This window comes from Actinocorallia sp. B10E7 (assembly GCF_039871655.1).
Lineage (GTDB): Bacteria > Actinomycetota > Actinomycetes > Streptosporangiales > Streptosporangiaceae > Actinocorallia.
Window position 1 is genome coordinate 311090 of the sequence record NZ_JBDPLZ010000006.1, and the last position, 15823, is coordinate 326912.

Sequence of the window (15823 nt, forward strand, 5' to 3'; positions counted from 1 at the left end):
ATGTTCGAAAGGTTCACCAAAAAGGCCAGGGCCGTGGTCACCCAAGCCCAGGAGGAGGCCAGGACCCTGCGGCACGACCAGGTCGGCCCCGGTCATCTCCTGCTCGCCCTGACGGCCGTGGAGGGCATCGCGTCCCGGGCACTGGCCGTCCACCTCCCCGACACGGACGGGCTGCGCGCCCTCGTCCGCACCGAGATCGACGGGCTCGACCCGGACGCCCTCGCCTCGATCGGCATCGACCTGACGGCCGTCCGGGAGGCCACGGAAGCCGCGTTCGGGGAAGGCGCGCTCGACCGCGGAGGCAAGGGCGGGCGGGGGCACCTGCGTTTCACCTCCGAGGCCAAGAAAGCGCTGGAGCTCTCCCTGAGGGTGGCGATCAAGAACGGCCACAAGTTCATCTGCGACGGGCACATCCTGCTCGCCCTGCTCATGCTTCCCCAAAGCGCGCCCGTACGGGCCCTGGAGCGATCCGGAGCCGATCTGGACGCGCTCCGCGGCACGACCCTTCAGGAAATCACAGCGGAAGCCGCCTGACCACTTGCCCAAATCGTTACATTTTCCCCGATTTCAGCTACGCTCCGGGCGCATGGCAGAGAACGAGTCGGATCCCGCCAGGGACACCCAGCAATTCCGTTTGTTCGCCCAGCAGCAGAGCCAGCCCGAGCAGGTCCCGCCGGGCGGCCTCCCCATCGGCCTCATCGTCGGCGTCGCCGCGATCGTCGTCCTCGTCGCGGTCGCGGTGGTCGCCCTGATGATCTGAGCGGAGGGTGTGGGATTCGAACCCACGGGACCCGTGAAGGCCCGGGCGCTTTCAAGGCGCCTGCACTCGTCCACTATGCGAACCCTCCAAGTGCGCACACCACGATAGCGGGCGCGGCTCGATACCGCGTCCGCTATCGGTAGCGTGAAGGCCATGCGTGCGATCTCCATCCTCGAACCGGGCGGTCCCGAGGTGCTCTCCTGGCAGGAGGCCCCCGACCCCGAGCCGGGGCCCGGCGAAGTGCTCCTGGAGGTGGCGGCCAGCGCGGTGAACCGCGCCGACGTCCTCCAGCGGCTCGGCTTCTACCCTCCGCCCGAGGGCGCCCCGGAGTACCCGGGCCTGGAGGCCTCGGGGACGGTCAGCGCGGTCGGTCCCGGAGTCGAGGGCTGGGAGGTCGGGGACCAGGCGTGCGCCCTGCTCGGCGGCGGCGGATACGCGGAGAAGGTCGCGGTGGCCCAGGAACTGCTGCTGCCCGTCCCCAAGGGCCTGTCCGTGCTCGAGGCGGCGGCGCTGCCCGAGGTCGCCTGCACCGTCTGGTCGAACGTCTTCATGCTGGCCGGGCTGAAGCCCGGCGAGCGGTTCCTGGTGCACGGCGGCGGCAGCGGGATCGGCACCATGGCCGTCCAGCTCGCCAAGCAGCACGGGGCGGAGACGGTCTGCACCGTCGGCACCGAGGAGAAGGCGCACCGATGCGTCGAGCTGGGCGCCGACCTGACGATCAACTACCGGACCGAGGACTTCGTCCAGGCCGGGGAGTTCGACGTCATCCTCGACAACATGGGCGCCAAGTACCTGGCCCGCAACGTCTCGGCCCTGGCCCCCGGCGGCAGGCTGGTGGTGATCGGGCTGCAGGGCGGCACCAGGGGGGAGCTCGACCTCGGCAGACTGCTGAGCAAGCGGGCCTGCGTGCACGCAACCTCCCTGCGGGCCCGCCCGTTGGAGGAGAGGGCGGCCATCGTCGCCTCCGTGCGCGAGAATGTATGGCCGCTGATCGAGGCCGGCACGGTCCGGCCCGTGATCGACAGGGTGCTCCCCATGCGTCAGGCGGGAGAGGCCCACAAGATCATGGAGAGCAGCGGACATTTCGGCAAGATCCTGTTGGAGACTGGGGAATCATGAGCGAACAGCAGCAGGAACCGCAGATGTTCATCGTCGGTCCCGGTGAAGGAGAGCCGAACTCCGGCAGAGCGGACCAGGACGAGGACGGCCCCCGATCCCTCACCGACATGGTCGAGCAGCCGGCCAAGGTCATGCGGATCGGCAGCATGATCCGGCAACTGCTGGAAGAGGTGAAGGCGGCGCCTCTGGACGAGGCGAGCCGGGCCCGGTTGCGGGAGATCCACACTTCCTCGATCAAGGAGTTGGAGGACGGGCTCGCCCCCGAACTGGTGGAGGAGCTGGAGCGGCTGTCCCTGCCGTTCGCCTCCGAGGTGCCCAGCGAGTCGGAGTTGCGGATCGCCCAGGCCCAGCTGGTCGGCTGGCTGGAAGGCCTGTTCCACGGCATCCAGACCACCCTCTTCGCCCAGCAGATGGCGGCCCGCGCCCAGTTGGAGCAGATGCGCCGGGCGCTGCCCGCCGGGCTCATCCCCTCCGGCCAGAAGGACGAGGAGCACAGCTCCAACGGCCCCTACCTGTAAGTCCTGTAAAGGGAAACGGCCGGGACGCCCGCGGAGGGCGTCCCGGCCGTCTCGCGTCCGGCTAATTGAGCAGGCGCTTGCGCAGCGCCTTCTTCTCGGCGGGCTTGATGCCCAGGCCCTTGCTGAGGAACCTGTCGAAGCCGCCGTAGCGCTTCTTGATCTCGTCGAACCAGGCGTCGAGGAACGACCGCCGGGCGTACAGCGCCGGCTCGACCAGCCTCGGGTCGACGTCCTCCTTCTTCAGGTACTCGATGATCCTCTGGTTGTAGGCCTTGAGTTCATGGTTGGAGCGCAGGTAGTCGCGGTAGACGGTGCCGCGGTCGACACCGGCCGCCAGCAGCAGGATCGCCGACATCACGCCCGTCCGGTCCTTGCCGGAGGTGCCGTGGAAGAGCACCGGCTTGTCGGCCCTGGCCACGGCGCGGAACGTCCGGGCGAACTCCTTGCGGGCCTTCGGGTCGACGGCCATCCTCCGGTAGGCCTTGTGCATGGCGGCGACCGCCGGGTTGAGCGACGGGGTGGCCAGGATCCCGGTCAACTGGACGAACTCGACGGGGGACTTCTGCCGTCTCATCCCTTCGGGGAGCCTGTAGCCGCCCTCGCTCCGGATCTCGCTCCGGGTGCGGAAGTCCACGACCAGGGAGACGCCTTTCTTCTTGAGCAGCGCCAGGCCCTCGGGGGTCGCCCCGGACAGGCTTCCCGAACGGTAGACCCGCCCGTAGCGGAGGGTCCTGCCCTTCAGGCCCCGGTATCCACCGAGATCACGAACGTTGTGGGACCCCTGGACGTTGAGCACACGGGGCGGCTCCGCGGGGTCGGCCGCCGCCGGAGCCGCGAGCAGGCCCACAGCCAGCGCGGCGGGAAGAACGACGGGCAGCACCGGAACACCAGATCTCATCACGAGGTACCCTCACAGCACAGGAGGCGCTTTGGTCTCACAAATATGGTCGAATCCAGGCAGACTTAAGGTCGCTATGCCGAAACTCATCGCGACCGACCTCGACGGCACCTTGATCCGCACGGACGGGACGGTGTCAGAGCGTACCGTGGCCGCCGTGGCGCGGGCCGAAGAGGCCGGGATCTCCATGGTCATGGTCACCGGCCGCCCGCCGCGCTGGATGCACGAGGTCGCCCGGCAGCTCGGCCACCGGGGCCAGGCGATCTGCGCCAACGGCGCCGTGCTCTACGACCTGCACACCGAGGAGATCCTCAGCCGCCGGACGATCGGCGTCGAGGTCCTCTCCGAGACCGTCACCCGGCTGCGCTTCGAGCTGCCCGAGCTGCGCTTCGCCGTCGAGTACGGCGAGGACTTCGCCTACGAGAGCAGCTACCGCATCGGCCGCGGGGTCTTCGCCCCTCCCGGCGGCAAGCCGGTCGACGACGAGGGCCTGGTCAGCCGCCCGGCCACCAAGCTGCTGGCCCTGCACCCGCCCACCGACGTGGACGAGTTGGCCCGGCGGGCCCACTGCGCGGTGGGCGACCTGGTGACGATCACCCACTCCTCCCGCCACCCCCTGCTGGAGATCAGCGCGTCGGGCGTGACCAAGGCCAGCGCGCTGTCCGACTACTGCGCGACCCGCTCGCTGACCCCCGCCGACGTCATCGCCTTCGGCGACATGCCCAACGACCTGCCCATGCTCACCTGGGCCGGCCGGGCCTACGCCATGGACAACGCCCACCACGAGGTCCTCGCCGCCGTCCCCCTGCGCACCTCCAGCAACGACCACGACGGCGTCGCCCGGATCCTGGAATCCCTCCTCGAAGCCCCCGCCTGAGCCGAGAGGCGAGGAACTCAGCGGACCGCCATGCCATCTGATCGGACCGGCGGCGTCGGGTCTCCTCCGATCCCGACCTTCCTCGGCGGAGAAGCGGTCAGGCGGTCCGATCCAGCCGCATGGGGGTGACGAGGCGGTGCTCCCGCGGACGGCGGACTTCCTCGACGGCCTCTTGGAGCGTCTCGGCGGCGACCGCGAGGTTCTGCGCGAGTCGGCCGAACGCATCATGGTCGATGGTCCACACGACCTCTGAGGCCTTGGCAGTGGCCGCCTGGAGAGCGGCCTGGCGGATGAAGACCGACAAGGGCATCCCGACCTTCTCCGCGGCGGCTCGCAGAAGGTCGGCCTCCCCGTCGGAGAGCCTCAACGTCTGGACGTTGTTGCGTACGGGGAGTTCTCCGGCCTCGACGGCATCGGCGCATGCACGGTACTCGTCCATGAGGCCCTCGTGGAAAGCCGCCTCCTGCTCGTCGGTCATCCCGTTCAGCGGCGCGTAAGCGATCTTCGGGTCCAGGGCTTTCCGTTCGTCGCTCATGCGGTCCTCATCTCTTGAATGCGGTGATCGGCCGGGCCCGGTCGGTGAAGATCTGAGTGACACCGTTCCCGTAGTCGGCGTAGGCGGGCCAGGCGAACACCGCGAGAAGCCGAAGTCCGCCGTCCGTCTCGCCGAACATCAGTAGCCGAATCGTTCCTTCGGGTTCGCTCCAGTCGCCAGGTGGCGCGGGTACGACCCGATGCGGATTCCGTACGGCCTGTTCGATCTCGGCCCGACTGATCCCGTGCCGTTGAGCATGGTCGAGGTTCACCTCGTCCCAGTCCAGGAGATCCGGAATTTTGTCCGGAATTCTGATCATAGAAAGCTGATCCTCGTGTATTACAGCTTACCCATCACGTATTACGCTCAAACCTACGGGTGCTCACCACGAGTCGTCTTCCGATTACAGATTCTCTTCGTCCGTAGAGAGCAGGCAGGTCAGGGGTAGGCGGCATTCGCCGGAATGCCCACCGCGGACCGAGAGATGCTTCGATCGCCCGTCACATGACCTATCTGACGGGCGATCGTTTCGAGGGTCGCGGGACCGGCCGACCGAACCCGTGAACTCGGCAGCACGCGGAGAAGCCGACGACCAAAGGCATCGGACCGGCGCAGGACTCAGCGGATCGGTTCGAGGACCTCGCGGCCGATGTACTTCTGGAGGGCCGCCGGGACTCGGACGGAGCCGTCGGCCTGCTGGTGGTTCTCCAGGATGGCCACGATCCAGCGGGTGGTGGCCAGGGTGCCGTTGAGGGTGGCCACGGGCTGGGGCTTGCCGTCGGCGTCGCGGTGGCGGATGGACAGACGGCGGGCCTGGAAGGTGGTGCAGTTGGAGGTGCTGGTGACCTCCCGGTAGGCGTTCTGGGTGGGGACCCAGGCCTCGCAGTCGTACTTGCGGGCCGCGCTGGTGCCCAGGTCGCCGGCGGCCACGTCGATGACGCGGTAGGGGAGCTCCACCTTCGCGAGCATCTCGCGCTCCCACGCCAGGAGGCGCAGGTGCTCCTCGTGGGCGTCGGCCGGGTCGACGTAGCTGAACATCTCGACCTTGTCGAACTGGTGGACGCGGATGATGCCGCGGGTGTCCTTGCCGTAGGAGCCCGCCTCGCGGCGGAAGCAGCTCGACCAGCCCGCGTAGCGCTTGGGCAGGTCGGGGACGATCTCGTTCATGTGGTAGCCGGCCAGGGCCACCTCGGAGGTGCCGACGAGGTACAGGTCGTCGGCGGGGAGGTGGTAGACCTCGGCGGCGTGGTTGCCCAGGAAGCCGGTGCCCTCCATCGTCTCGGGCTTGACCAGCACCGGGACGTACATGGGGGTGAAGCCGGCCGCGATGGCCTGCTCCATGGCCAGGTTGAGCAGGGCCAGCTGGAGCTGCATGCCCACGCCGGTGAGGTAGTAAAAGCGCGAGCCGGAGACCTTGGCGCCGCGCTCCATGTCGATGGCGCCGAGCTTCTCGCCCAGCTCCAGGTGGTCACGGGGCTCGAAGTCGAAGGACGGGATCGAGCCGACCTCCTCCAGGACGACGAAGTCCTCCTCGCCGCCGGGCGGAGCGCCCTCCTCCACCAGGTTCGGCACGGCGCGCAGGGCGGCGTCGAGCTCCGCGCCGAGCGCGTCGGCGTCGGACTCGGCCTCCTTGACCTGCTGGGCCAGCTCCTTGGCCTTGGCCAGCAGCGCCTGCTTCTCCTCGCCCTGGGCGCGGGAGACCAGCTTGCCGGAGCTCTTCTGCTCCGCCCGCAGCTGCTCGAACCTGGTCAGCGCGGCACGCCGCCGCTCGTCCAGGTCGAGCAGGACGTCGACGACGGCCACGTCCTCGCCCCGGGCGCGCTGGGAGGCGCGCAGCCGGTCGGGATCTTCTCGAAGCGCTCGCAGGTCAATCACAGAACCGAGGTTATCGTTCCCGGCGGCCTTGTCGCGGCCCGATATCCACAGGGCGGCCCCGGAGGGGCGCGGAGTCCCGGCAAAGGTGGAAGGCCGTCTCCCGCGCCGGAGACGGCCTTCCTGGTTCAACCACTTTGACGGCTTTTAGACCGCAAAGGTTTGGAACGCTGGGTCAGCGCACGTTCACGTACTTCGAGCTGCTGCTGTCGTAGAAGTTGGCGCCGTCGCCCCGGTAGACGGCCTTCCAGTAGCCGTCACGCTTGACCGTGAACCGCTTGCTGAACTTGCCGTCACCGGAGACCCAGGCCCAGCCCTGGAAACGCCACTTGCTGGAGCCCTTGACCCGCTGGTACACCGCGACCTTGACGCCGCCGAACGACCTCCAGGTGCCGTCCACCTTGTGCTTGAGCGTGCCGTAGACCTTGACCTTGCCCTTGTAGCGCACGTTCTTGGGCGTGACGGAGGCCGAGACGCTGGTCTTGTAGCGGGAGTCGACCCAGACGTCGCGCTCGGTCTGCAGCCAGCCGTCGGCGACGAGGTTGGGCTTGAGGACGACCTTCCAGGTGCCGTCCTGGCCGACGATCGGGGTGAAGCGGAAGCGCCCGTTGCCGTCGCTGGTGGTCGAGCTGACGTAGGACCAGTTGCCGCCGCCGCCGGAGTACAGCAGGTCCAGGCCCGCGCCGGCGAGCTTCTCGTTCCCGCTGACGGCGACCCGGTTGGTCCGGCCGGTGATGTTCAGCGCCTTGTTCTGTTCGATCGGCCGCGGCGAGGCCTTGAAGTCGTCGATGAACGTCCGGTACTGCAGCGCGTAGTAGGCGGTGGACGCGGCGGACTCGTCGTAAGAGCCCGCCCCCAGGAACTCCGCGGTGAACGCACCGCTCTTGGGGACCTTGAACTCCGCGATGTACAGGCCGTCGGAGTTGGTGGTGACGATCTTCCGCTTGCCCGCCACGTTGAGCAGGACGTTCTGGCCCTTGAGGGCGGTCCCGCTGGAACGGGTCAGCTTGCCGCTGACGGTGACCTCGTCACCGATGTAGCCGGGAGCGTGATCGGACTTGATGGTGATCTTGGTGGCGACCGCGGCGTGGGCCGGGGAGGTGTAGGCGAGGCTGCCCGCCACCAGGAACAGGCTGGTGGCAACGCCGGTGATTCTCCGCAACGGATCCTCCGTAGGGGGTACGGATACGTGCCCGGGACCGGACACATCTGGCAGATATCGCGTGATCACCGTTTATACCAGGATTCCCCGGATTTCCTGGAAACCCATGCAACCTTTTCGGCCTCACAGGTGTCGGACGGGCGCCTCCGAGCATCGAAGTTTCGGCACGTCAAAGAGGACTCAAGGCGCAACCGTTTAGTTGGCCCGAGCCGGAAAATTTCACAAAATTACGGACGCACCCAGGTGAAGCGGGCCGGACGCCGCTCCAGGAAGGCGGCGATGCCCTCGGCGGAGTCCACGCCCTCCAGCGAGCCCCGCATCCAGCCGTCGACCCGGTCCTCGGTCAGCGAGCCGTCCACGATCCCGTTGATGATGTCCTTCGCCGCCTCGAGGCTGAACTGCGAGCGCGACAGCAGAGTCTGGACATAGGCGTCCACCCGCGCGGCGAGGTCGTCGACGACCTCGTCGAGGAAGCCGAGGCGCAGCGCGTGTTCGGCGGAGACGAGGTCGGCCGAGTAGAGCAGGTACTTGGCCGACGCCGGGCCGACCAGGCCGACCAGCCGCTCGATCGCGGTCGGCGGGTAGACGATGCCGATCTTCGCCGGGGTGATCGCGAACCGCGCCCCCCGCCCGGCGAACCGCACGTCGCACGCCGCCGCCAGCTGGCAGCCGCCGCCCACGCAGAAACCGCGGATCGCCGCGATCGTCGGCTTGGGGAACCGGGCCAGCGCGTTCTCCGCCCGGGACGACAGGTTGGCGTCGCCGCTGCGGTTGATGTCGGCCAGCTCGGAGATGTCGGCTCCGGCGCAGAAGTCGTCTCCCGCCCCGGTCAGCACCAGGACCCGGACGGCGGGGTCCTTGGCGGGGGACTCCAGCAGCTCCGGCAGCTCCCGCCACATCTGGACGTTCATGGCGTTCCGCTTCGCGGGATTGTCGATCGTCACCGTCGCGACGCCGTCGCGGACCACACATTCCAGACCCATGGACCAGAGCTTACCTGTGGGTAACTTCACGTCCCCGGGTCAGCCCCGGATCCGCTCCAGCCACTCGGCCGCGGCGGCGAAGTCCGCGTCGTCGGTACCCCGCCGGACGTGCGGGCGCGTCCCGTCGGCCGCCGGATAGCTGCCGACGAACCGGACGTCGGCGCACACGCGCCGCAGGCCCATCAGCGCCTCCCCCACCCGGGCGTCGGCGACATGCCCCTCGAAGTCCATCCAGAACAGGTAGGAGCCCAGCCCCGCCCCGGTCGGCCGGGACTGGATGAGGGTCAGGTTGATCCCCCGGACGAAGAACTCCTGGAGGATCTCCAGCAGGGCGCCGGCGTGGTCGTCCCTGATGTAGGCGACGGCCGTCGTCTTGTCCCGGCCCGTACGGGCGGGCGGGGAACAGGGACGGGCCAGCTCCACGAACCGCGTGACGGCTCCCGCCACGTCGTGGACGGACGCCGCCAGCACCTCCAGCCCGAACCGGGCCGCCGCAAAGGAACCCGCCAGCGCAGCGTCGTAGAGGCCGTCGGCGACGTGCTGGGCGGCCTCCGCGTTGGACGTCGAGGCCCGCCATTCGGCGTCCGGCACGTTGGCGGCCAGCCAGCGGCGGCACTGCGGCTGCGCGTGCGGGTGGGACGCGACGGTCTTGATGTCCGCCAGGGACGTGCCCGGGCGCACCAGCAGCGCGAACTCCACCGGCAGGTGGATCTCGCCGATGATCTGCAGGGGCTCCCCGGTGGCGAGCTCGTCCAGGGTGGTCGGCACCGAGCCCTCGACGGAGTTCTCCAGGGCGACCACCGCGCGGTCGACGCTCCCGCCGCGCAGGGCGTCGAGCGCGGCCGGGACCGTGGCGAAGGGAGACCGCTGGGCGTCCTTCGCTCCGGGAAGCGTCAGCAGAGCGGCTTCGGTGAACGTTCCCTCGGGGCCGAGGTAGGCGTAACGGTCCGGCATGGAACAGAAGGGTAATCGAGAGAAGGGGTTGTTCAGCTGTGAACGGGGTGCCCGAAGTCGGGGAGGGGATCGTCGAGCTCCACGATCGGCCCCTTGCCGAGCCGCGCGGCGCGCAGCGCGCGCTCCTCCTCGGGGGAGAGCATCGTCACACCCCGGCCGTCCTGGACGACCTTGGAGTACGTGCGGGTCTCGGTACGGCCGTTGATCGAGGTGATGATGATGCCGTCGCCCACGGCGTTCAGCAGGGCCAGGGAGAACGACAGGCGCCCCGACATCTCTTCCAGCGCGTCGTACTGGATGATCGCCAGATCCCGGTAGGCCTGCTTGTCGACCCCGGTGGCGACCTGCATCTGCTTGCGCAGGATGCCGGCGCACTCCTCGACGACCTGGTTCATCCTCTTGTGCGCGACCAGCGCCATGGAGAGGCCGGCCACTCCGGCGAGTGCCCCGATGACGGAGACGGTGATGAGCATCACGGCGCGAGCGTTCCCATCGGTGCGTCGGTACGAGACTCATTCCGCCGATCTGCCGGTGCTTTCCGCCACATTTCGCTCACCAACCAGCTTCCCAAGACGAACAACAGAGTCACCGCTCCCAGCCCGTAAGAGCTCTGCATGATCCTACCCAGGGCCTGTTCCCAGAGCGGCTTGGCCGCCTGGATATGGCTCGTTCCCCACCAGGGAATGGTGAGCACATAGAAAAGCCACACCGCGGCCGCGGCGGAACACCGTCTCAGATTTCGGCCGTCCCCCGCCAGGGCCCCCACGACGAGGACGATCCACGCCAGATGGTGGATCCAGGAGACCGGGGAGACGATCACCGCCAGCAGGCCCGTCACGGCGACCCCCGCCTGCTCGGCCGACCACGAGTCCGCGGGCGAGAGCCTCCCGGACGCGCCCAGCAGCGACAGCTTCCTGGCATACCGGAACCCCACCCAGGTCAGCAGCGCCACCGCCGTCAGCCACACCGTGGTGGTGACCGGGTCAGGCCAGTACATGCGCAGCAGGAAGGCCCGCACCGCCTGGTTGGCGGTGACGTAGTTGGAGCCGACCCTGTCGCCCTCCCACAGCGCGCCGAACCAGAATTTCAACGAGTCGTGCGGCAGCAGGGCGAACGTGAACAGCGTCGCGCCCGCCGCGGTGAACAGCGCGTTGACCGCCGCCTCCCGGCGCCGGGTGACCAGGAAGTAGATCAGGAAGACCCCGGGCACCAGCTTGATCGCCATGGCCAGGCCCACCAGCAGGCCGCGCGGCCAGCGGGCCCGGGGCGTGGCGCAGTCCACGACGCACAGCGCGACGAGGAAGAGGTCGACCTGGCCGAACCGCACCTGGTCGCGCAGCGGCATCGGGCACAGGAGCAGCGCCACCAGCACGCCCAGCACCAGCGGCGACCAGTCTCCGGACCGCGCCAGCAGCGGGCGGAAACCGTACCCGACGGCCACCGCCAGCGCCGCGTAGATCAGCAGGATCATCACGACCTGCGCGACGGGCCACGGCATCCAGGCCAGCGGGGCGGCCAGCAGCGCCGAGAACGGGGGATAGGTGAACGGCAGCAGCTGCGGCGGCTCGGTCAGGAAGCCGTAGATCGGCTCCCCGCGCAGCAGCACGACGCCCGCCGTGCGGTAGACGTCCAGATCGACCAGGCGCTGGTCGGCGGGGTTCGTGAGCCAGCGCGCGGCCATAGGGACCAGCACCGCGGCGGCGGCCACCGCCCCCGCCGCCGCGGCGAACACGCGTCTCCAAGGTCCGACCATAGGTCCATCCTGGCTTAATACGACCACTAATCTGGGGTCGACCGTCTTGTAGAGCAGCAGTTGGAGGTGTCGTGGCCCGCAGGTGGCGCGCCGCCTGGGCAATGATCACCGTGCTGGTCACGGCGGTCATGACGCTTTCCGCCCAGCCCGCACAGGCAGAACCGGCCGGCCGCGTCGTGATCGTCGGGGTGCCCGGCCTGCAGTGGAGCGATCTCTCCCCGAAGGGCACCCCCACCCTGTGGAGACTCGCGGGCGACGGCGCGACGGCCGCCCTGTCCGTGCGGACCACCACCACCCGCACCTGCCCCGTGGACGGCTGGCTGACGGTGTCGGCGGGGCAGCGGGCCAGGCTGGCCAACGGGAGCTGCGCGCTGCCGCCCACCCCGGAGACCGGGGAGGACGGCGCGAGCGTCACCGGCTGGGCCGAGATCGTCAGCGACAACGCCGGCACCCCCTACCGGGCTCAGGCGGGTCTGCTCGGCGACGCCGTGCACCGCGCGGGCGGCTGCACCCAGGCCGTCGGACCCGGCGGCGTGTTCGGCGCGGCGGACGGGCGGGGCCGGGTCGACCGCTACTCCGCCACCGTGGAGGAGGTCACCGACTGGGCGGCCTGCCCGCTGACCGTCATCGACGTCGACGACGTCTCCCGCGCCTACGTCAAGGCCGGCGTGGACTCCAGCGGCGCCCAGGCCCCGGTCAGCCCCGAGGACCGCGCCCGCGCCGCGTCCGACGCCGACGCCCGGATCGCCAGGGCGCTGAGCGGCCTGCCCGCCGGCGCCACCGTGCTGATCGCCGGGCTCGCCGACGCCACCGGCACCCCGCACCTGCACGTGGCCCTCGGCTCCGGCGGCTTCGGCCGCGGCCACCTCACCAGCTCCGCCACCCGCAGGGACGGTCTGGTCACCCTGACGGACGTCACCGCGACCGCCCTGGACCGGCTGGGGATCGAGCTCCCGTCCGGCGCCGTCGGCTCGGTCTGGAAGACGGTCCCCTCCGGCGACCCGGCCGGGGCCAAGGCCGCCGCGCTGAACGACCAGGACCTCGCGGCCCAGGCGATCCGCCGCCTGAGCGGCGTGTTCTTCGTCGTGCTGTTCACCGTGCAGCTGCTGCTCTACGGCTACGCCGCGATCGCGCTGCGCCGCGGCGCCAAGGACCGCAGGCGCATCCTGGGCTGGACCAGGGTCGGCGCGCTGGCGGGCGCGGCCACCCCCGCGGCCACCTACCTGGCCGGGCTGCTGCCCTGGTGGCGCTCCTCCCACCCGGGCGCGCTGCTCGTCGTCTGCGTGGCGGCGCTGTCCGCGCTGATCACCGCTCTGGCGCTGGCGGGCCCGTGGCGCCGCTCGATCACCGGCCCCGGGCTGGTGATCGCCGGGCTCACCGCGGCCGTGCTCGGGCTGGACGTCATCACCGGCTCCAACCTGCAGATCAACACCTTCATGGGCTACACCGCGCTGGTGGCCGGTCGTTTCTACGGTTTCGGGAACATGGCCTTCGCGCTCTTCGCCACCGCCTCGGTCCTGACCGCCGCCTGGCTGGCCGAACCGCTGCTGCGGGCGGGACGGCGCCTGGTCGCGCTGGTGCTCGTGGTTCTCGTCGGCCTGGTCGCGACGGTCGTCGACGGCCTGCCCGGCTGGGGCAGCGACTTCGGCGGCGTCATCGCGATCCTGATGGGGACGGGCGCACTCGCCCTGCTGATCAGCGGCAGGCGGGTCTCCGCGGCGCGGATGGGGCTGCTGGCCCTGATGGGCGCGGCGGTCGTACTGGGCATGTCGTTCGCCGACTCGCGACGCGCCGAGCCGACCCATCTCGGCAGGTTCTGGACGCAGCTGATGGACGGCGAGGGCTGGAGCGTCGTCACCCGCAAGTTCGGCGCGATGCTGGGCAGCCTGGGCCACTGGGAGTACACCATCGCGGCGATCGGCGCGATGCTGTTCCTGTTCCTGGTGCTGGCCCGCCCGTCCTCCTGGGAGACCCCGATCCTGGCCTCGGCCTACCGGCGCGCCCCGACGCTGCGGCCCGCGCTGCTGGCCGCGCTGGTGATCGCGCTGATGGGCATGCTGATGAACGACTCCGGCGTGGTGATCCCCGCGCTGGTCTTCACGCTGGCGATCCCGCTGGTGCTGGCGGCGTGCGTCAGAGCGCTGGAGCTGGACGTGGCCGACGCAGGCAGCACCACACCACAAGAGCCAGCACCGACGCCAGCACGAACGGCATGACGGTGGCGCGCAGGCCGGTCACCAGCCAGTGCAGCCCGTCCGGCAGCCCGGCCAGCCGGGGGTCTCGGGCCGGCAGGTAGGCCAGGCTCAGCGCGACGCTCCTGGCCAGGATGCACCAGTCGAACCGGGACCACGGCAGGAACGCCAGCAGCGCCCAGCCGAGCCCGTCGTACCAGGGCAGCGCGTAGGAGGCGGCGAACAGCCAGGCCAGCACCAGTGCCGCCGAGACGGTCAGGACGGGGTCGGCCTCGGGCAGCGCGCGCCCCAGCAGCCACAGCAGCAGGACCATCAGCGCCAGCGAGCCCGCCGAGACCAGGCCGCGGGGCAGGTCCAGGCCGAGGACCCCCCCGTCCCGCCCCGCCACCAGATGCCAGGGGTTGGCCAGCGAGATGGAGTCGGCGGCCTCCCGCACCCGGTCCAGCGCGTGCGGTCCGGCCAGCCGGTAGGCGACGGCCACGACCAGCCCGGCGCCGCCGAACAGCGCCGCCAGCTCGCCGAACCGGCGGCCGGTGAGCAGCCGCCAGGCGGGGCCTCCGCCGATGACCCCGGCCGGGAACTTGGTGGCGACGGCCATGCCGACCGCCGCGCCCGTGCCGAAGGCGCGCCACATCCCCCCGGCCCCTGCGGTGAACAGGGCGAGCGCGGCGACCGCCGCGGCGATCCCCAGCACGTCGTTGTGCGAGCCGGAGACCAGGTGGTGGAGCAGCAGCGGGTTCAGCGACCACAGGAGCACGGCCCGCAGTCGCGCCTTCTCGTCCCGGGTCCGCAGGTACAGGATCAGGCCGGCCAGCACGAAGGCGAGGCCGTTGATCAGGGAGAGCACCAGCACGGTCAGCCGCGGCGAGTCCCCGCCGAGCAGTGCCGCCAGCGCCTGCGCTCCCGTCACCAGCGGGCCGTAGATGGACGGCGTCTCCCGCCACTCCTGGACGACCTCGCTGTAAGGGCTGCCCGCCAGGTCGCTCGCCGTCGTCACGTACGGGTCGAGACCGGAGACGACCATGTGCCCGTAGGCCGCGTAGTTCAGATGGTCGGTGGAGCCCACCGGCGGGGTCAGGGAGAACGCCGCGGCCAGGACGGCGCCGGCGACCAGCAGCCGCCCTGTCCGGGGGGACCAGCCTCGCGCGACAGCGCGGAAGCACAGGGCCAGGCCCAGCCCGGCCAGCAGGATCCCCGACACCAGCAGCCCCAGCACCAGGCCGGGGGCCGGATCCGCGTGGAACGCCCACGGGGCGCCGGACCCGCCCAGCGCGGGCTGCACCAGCGAGGGGCCCAGCAGGGACAACGAGAGGAAGGCGGCCAGGCTCAGGCCCAGACAGGCCAGACCCGGGAGTCCCCCGGGTGGGGCGGGATCGGTGCCTCCGCCGGTACGCGGGCTCGGAAGCCGCCCGTCGAGGGCGGGAGAGGCCTGTTCAGAGGGCACGGGCGCGGAACCGGGCGAGCCGGTCGCGTACCGCCGGGTCGCGTGTCGCCAGGGCCCTGGCCACGTCCCGGAACTGCCTGGCGCGGTGCAGCTGGGCGTGCAGGTCGGTGCCGGTGGCGCGGTGCGCGAGCGGCACCTCGACCTCCTTCAGCCGGAACCCCTTGCGCAGCAGGTCGATGGTGAGCGCCGTCTCCACGCCGAAACCGGCGGCGAGCGGCCGGGCCGCCTCGAACGCCGCCCGGGTCAGGCAGCGCTGCCCGTTCAGCGGCTGGGCGGCGGTCCAGCCGGTGGCGCGCCGGATGCCGTCGCGCGACAGCCGCACGACGAGCCCGTGACCGCCGAGCTTCACCCGGGAGGAGAAGACGGCGATCGTCATGTCGGCCTCGCCCTCCTGGACCGGCTCGATCAGCGGAGCCGCCTCCTGCGCCGTCTCCGCCAGGTCGGCGTCGAGGAAGAGCAGGTGACGGGAGGGCACCCCGTCGTGGGTGTCCAGCAGCCGCACCGCCTCGGCGCCGGTCTCCATGGCCGCGGCCTTGCCGCGGTTGCGGGCGTGCCGGACGACCCTGGCCCCGGCCTTCTCCGCGAGTTCGGCGGTGGCGTCGGCCGAACCGTCGTCCACGACCATCACCAGGTCGGCTCCGGGCAGCTTCGACGCGGCCTGGACGGTGGCGGCGATCCGCTGCGCCTCATCCTTGGCGGGGATGATCACCGCGATGCCGGCGGCGCCGGGCGGGCTCTTGTCAGGCATGTCTGCGA

The 15823-nt window shown here is 70.5% G+C and carries 17 protein-coding genes and 1 tRNA gene; 6 read left to right on the forward strand and 12 right to left on the reverse strand.

What is annotated here, in order from left to right; genetic code table 11:
- Complete coding sequence (locus ABGB12_RS23165) at nucleotides 1-534, forward strand: Clp protease N-terminal domain-containing protein (protein WP_347681257.1); 534 nt, start codon at nucleotides 1-3, stop codon at nucleotides 532-534.
- Between the two features lie 52 nt (nucleotides 535-586).
- The gene (locus tag ABGB12_RS23170) at nucleotides 587-760 is read left to right on the forward strand and encodes a hypothetical protein (RefSeq protein WP_347681259.1); all 174 of its coding nucleotides are present in this window, start codon (nucleotides 587-589) and stop codon (nucleotides 758-760) included.
- Between the two features lies 1 nt (nucleotide 761).
- On the opposite strand, the gene ABGB12_RS23175 is transcribed toward ABGB12_RS23170, so the two are convergent.
- Nucleotides 762-848, reverse strand: a tRNA-Ser gene (locus ABGB12_RS23175).
- Nucleotides 849-913: 65 nt separating this feature from the next.
- Here ABGB12_RS23175 and ABGB12_RS23180 point away from each other — a divergent pair.
- Together ABGB12_RS23180 and ABGB12_RS23185 are read left to right on the forward strand one after the other, a co-directional pair.
- Nucleotides 914-1879: an NAD(P)H-quinone oxidoreductase gene (locus ABGB12_RS23180; protein ID WP_347681261.1), complete on the forward strand. Its 966-nt coding sequence runs from the start codon at nucleotides 914-916 to the stop codon at nucleotides 1877-1879.
- Nucleotides 1876-2397 carry a bacterial proteasome activator family protein gene (locus ABGB12_RS23185; protein WP_347681263.1) on the forward strand — a complete coding sequence of 174 codons (522 nt, stop codon included), beginning with the start codon at nucleotides 1876-1878 and terminating at the stop codon, nucleotides 2395-2397. Before ABGB12_RS23180 ends, ABGB12_RS23185 begins: the two co-directional genes overlap by 4 nt.
- A gap of 61 nt (nucleotides 2398-2458) precedes the next feature.
- Here the strand turns inward: ABGB12_RS23185 and ABGB12_RS23190 are convergent, their stop codons facing one another.
- Nucleotides 2459-3295 carry a tyrosine-protein phosphatase gene (locus ABGB12_RS23190; RefSeq protein WP_347681265.1) on the reverse strand — a complete coding sequence of 279 codons (837 nt, stop codon included), beginning with the start codon at nucleotides 3293-3295 and terminating at the stop codon, nucleotides 2459-2461.
- Nucleotides 3296-3371: 76 nt separating this feature from the next.
- Here ABGB12_RS23190 and ABGB12_RS23195 point away from each other — a divergent pair, with 76 nt between their 5' ends.
- Nucleotides 3372-4172 (forward strand): Cof-type HAD-IIB family hydrolase, encoded by an 801-nt coding sequence (locus tag ABGB12_RS23195; RefSeq protein ID WP_347681267.1) that lies wholly within the window; start codon nucleotides 3372-3374, stop codon nucleotides 4170-4172.
- A gap of 97 nt (nucleotides 4173-4269) precedes the next feature.
- On the opposite strand, the gene ABGB12_RS23200 is transcribed toward ABGB12_RS23195, so the two are convergent.
- From ABGB12_RS23200 to ABGB12_RS23235, 8 genes are all read right to left on the reverse strand, one after another.
- Nucleotides 4270-4707 (reverse strand): hypothetical protein, encoded by a 438-nt coding sequence (locus ABGB12_RS23200; RefSeq protein ID WP_347681269.1) that lies wholly within the window; start codon nucleotides 4705-4707, stop codon nucleotides 4270-4272.
- Between the two features lie 7 nt (nucleotides 4708-4714).
- A complete protein-coding gene (locus ABGB12_RS23205) occupies nucleotides 4715-5026 on the reverse strand; it encodes a hypothetical protein (protein WP_347681271.1) in 312 nt (103 codons plus the stop codon).
- 299 nt (nucleotides 5027-5325) lie between these two features.
- Nucleotides 5326-6582: a serine--tRNA ligase gene (serS, locus tag ABGB12_RS23210; RefSeq protein ID WP_347681273.1), complete on the reverse strand. Its 1257-nt coding sequence runs from the start codon at nucleotides 6580-6582 to the stop codon at nucleotides 5326-5328.
- Nucleotides 6583-6754: 172 nt separating this feature from the next.
- Nucleotides 6755-7741 (reverse strand): hypothetical protein, encoded by a 987-nt coding sequence (locus ABGB12_RS23215; RefSeq protein WP_347681275.1) that lies wholly within the window; start codon nucleotides 7739-7741, stop codon nucleotides 6755-6757.
- Between the two features lie 227 nt (nucleotides 7742-7968).
- A complete protein-coding gene (locus tag ABGB12_RS23220; protein WP_347681277.1) occupies nucleotides 7969-8724 on the reverse strand; it encodes an enoyl-CoA hydratase/isomerase family protein in 756 nt (251 codons plus the stop codon).
- Between the two features lie 39 nt (nucleotides 8725-8763).
- Complete coding sequence (pheA, locus tag ABGB12_RS23225; protein WP_347681279.1) at nucleotides 8764-9678, reverse strand: prephenate dehydratase; 915 nt, start codon at nucleotides 9676-9678, stop codon at nucleotides 8764-8766.
- 32 nt (nucleotides 9679-9710) lie between these two features.
- Nucleotides 9711-10151: a DUF4446 family protein gene (locus tag ABGB12_RS23230; RefSeq protein WP_347681499.1), complete on the reverse strand. Its 441-nt coding sequence runs from the start codon at nucleotides 10149-10151 to the stop codon at nucleotides 9711-9713.
- A complete protein-coding gene (locus tag ABGB12_RS23235) occupies nucleotides 10151-11431 on the reverse strand; it encodes a glycosyltransferase 87 family protein (RefSeq protein WP_347681281.1) in 1281 nt (426 codons plus the stop codon). The genes ABGB12_RS23230 and ABGB12_RS23235 overlap by 1 nt, the downstream gene beginning before the upstream one ends.
- A 71-nt stretch (nucleotides 11432-11502) precedes the next feature.
- Between ABGB12_RS23235 and ABGB12_RS23240 the strand changes: the two genes are divergently transcribed.
- Nucleotides 11503-13647, forward strand: a complete 2145-nt coding sequence (locus ABGB12_RS23240; protein ID WP_347681283.1) for a hypothetical protein — start codon at nucleotides 11503-11505, stop codon at nucleotides 13645-13647.
- Here the strand turns inward: ABGB12_RS23240 and mptB are convergent.
- Both mptB and ABGB12_RS23250 read right to left on the reverse strand, forming a co-directional pair.
- Entirely contained in the window at nucleotides 13565-15067 is a 1503-nt protein-coding gene (gene mptB, locus ABGB12_RS23245) for a polyprenol phosphomannose-dependent alpha 1,6 mannosyltransferase MptB (RefSeq protein WP_347681284.1), read from the reverse strand. The genes ABGB12_RS23240 and mptB overlap by 83 nt on opposite strands.
- Nucleotides 15057-15815, reverse strand: a complete 759-nt coding sequence (locus ABGB12_RS23250; protein ID WP_347681286.1) for a glycosyltransferase family 2 protein — start codon at nucleotides 15813-15815, stop codon at nucleotides 15057-15059. Before ABGB12_RS23250 ends, mptB begins: the two co-directional genes overlap by 11 nt.
- Nucleotides 15816-15823: the final 8 nt, after the last annotated feature.

Bases quoted from the DNA above. Each gene is read 5' to 3' on its own strand.
- ABGB12_RS23165 (WP_347681257.1), top strand. From the start codon at position 1: ATGTTCGAAAGGTTCACCAAAAAGGCCAGGGCCGTGGTCACCCAAGCC.
- ABGB12_RS23170 (WP_347681259.1), top strand. From the start codon at position 587: ATGGCAGAGAACGAGTCGGATCCCGCCAGGGACACCCAGCAATTCCGT.
- ABGB12_RS23180 (WP_347681261.1), top strand. From the start codon at position 914: ATGCGTGCGATCTCCATCCTCGAACCGGGCGGTCCCGAGGTGCTCTCC.
- ABGB12_RS23185 (WP_347681263.1), top strand. From the start codon at position 1,876: ATGAGCGAACAGCAGCAGGAACCGCAGATGTTCATCGTCGGTCCCGGT.
- ABGB12_RS23190 (WP_347681265.1), bottom strand. From the start codon at position 3,295: ATGAGATCTGGTGTTCCGGTGCTGCCCGTCGTTCTTCCCGCCGCGCTG.
- ABGB12_RS23195 (WP_347681267.1), top strand. From the start codon at position 3,372: ATGCCGAAACTCATCGCGACCGACCTCGACGGCACCTTGATCCGCACG.
- ABGB12_RS23200 (WP_347681269.1), bottom strand. From the start codon at position 4,707: ATGAGCGACGAACGGAAAGCCCTGGACCCGAAGATCGCTTACGCGCCG.
- ABGB12_RS23205 (WP_347681271.1), bottom strand. From the start codon at position 5,026: ATGATCAGAATTCCGGACAAAATTCCGGATCTCCTGGACTGGGACGAG.
- ABGB12_RS23220 (WP_347681277.1), bottom strand. From the start codon at position 8,724: ATGGGTCTGGAATGTGTGGTCCGCGACGGCGTCGCGACGGTGACGATC.
- pheA (WP_347681279.1), bottom strand. From the start codon at position 9,678: ATGCCGGACCGTTACGCCTACCTCGGCCCCGAGGGAACGTTCACCGAA.
- ABGB12_RS23230 (WP_347681499.1), bottom strand. From the start codon at position 10,151: ATGCTCATCACCGTCTCCGTCATCGGGGCACTCGCCGGAGTGGCCGGC.
- ABGB12_RS23235 (WP_347681281.1), bottom strand. From the start codon at position 11,431: ATGGTCGGACCTTGGAGACGCGTGTTCGCCGCGGCGGCGGGGGCGGTG.
- ABGB12_RS23250 (WP_347681286.1), bottom strand. From the start codon at position 15,815: ATGCCTGACAAGAGCCCGCCCGGCGCCGCCGGCATCGCGGTGATCATC.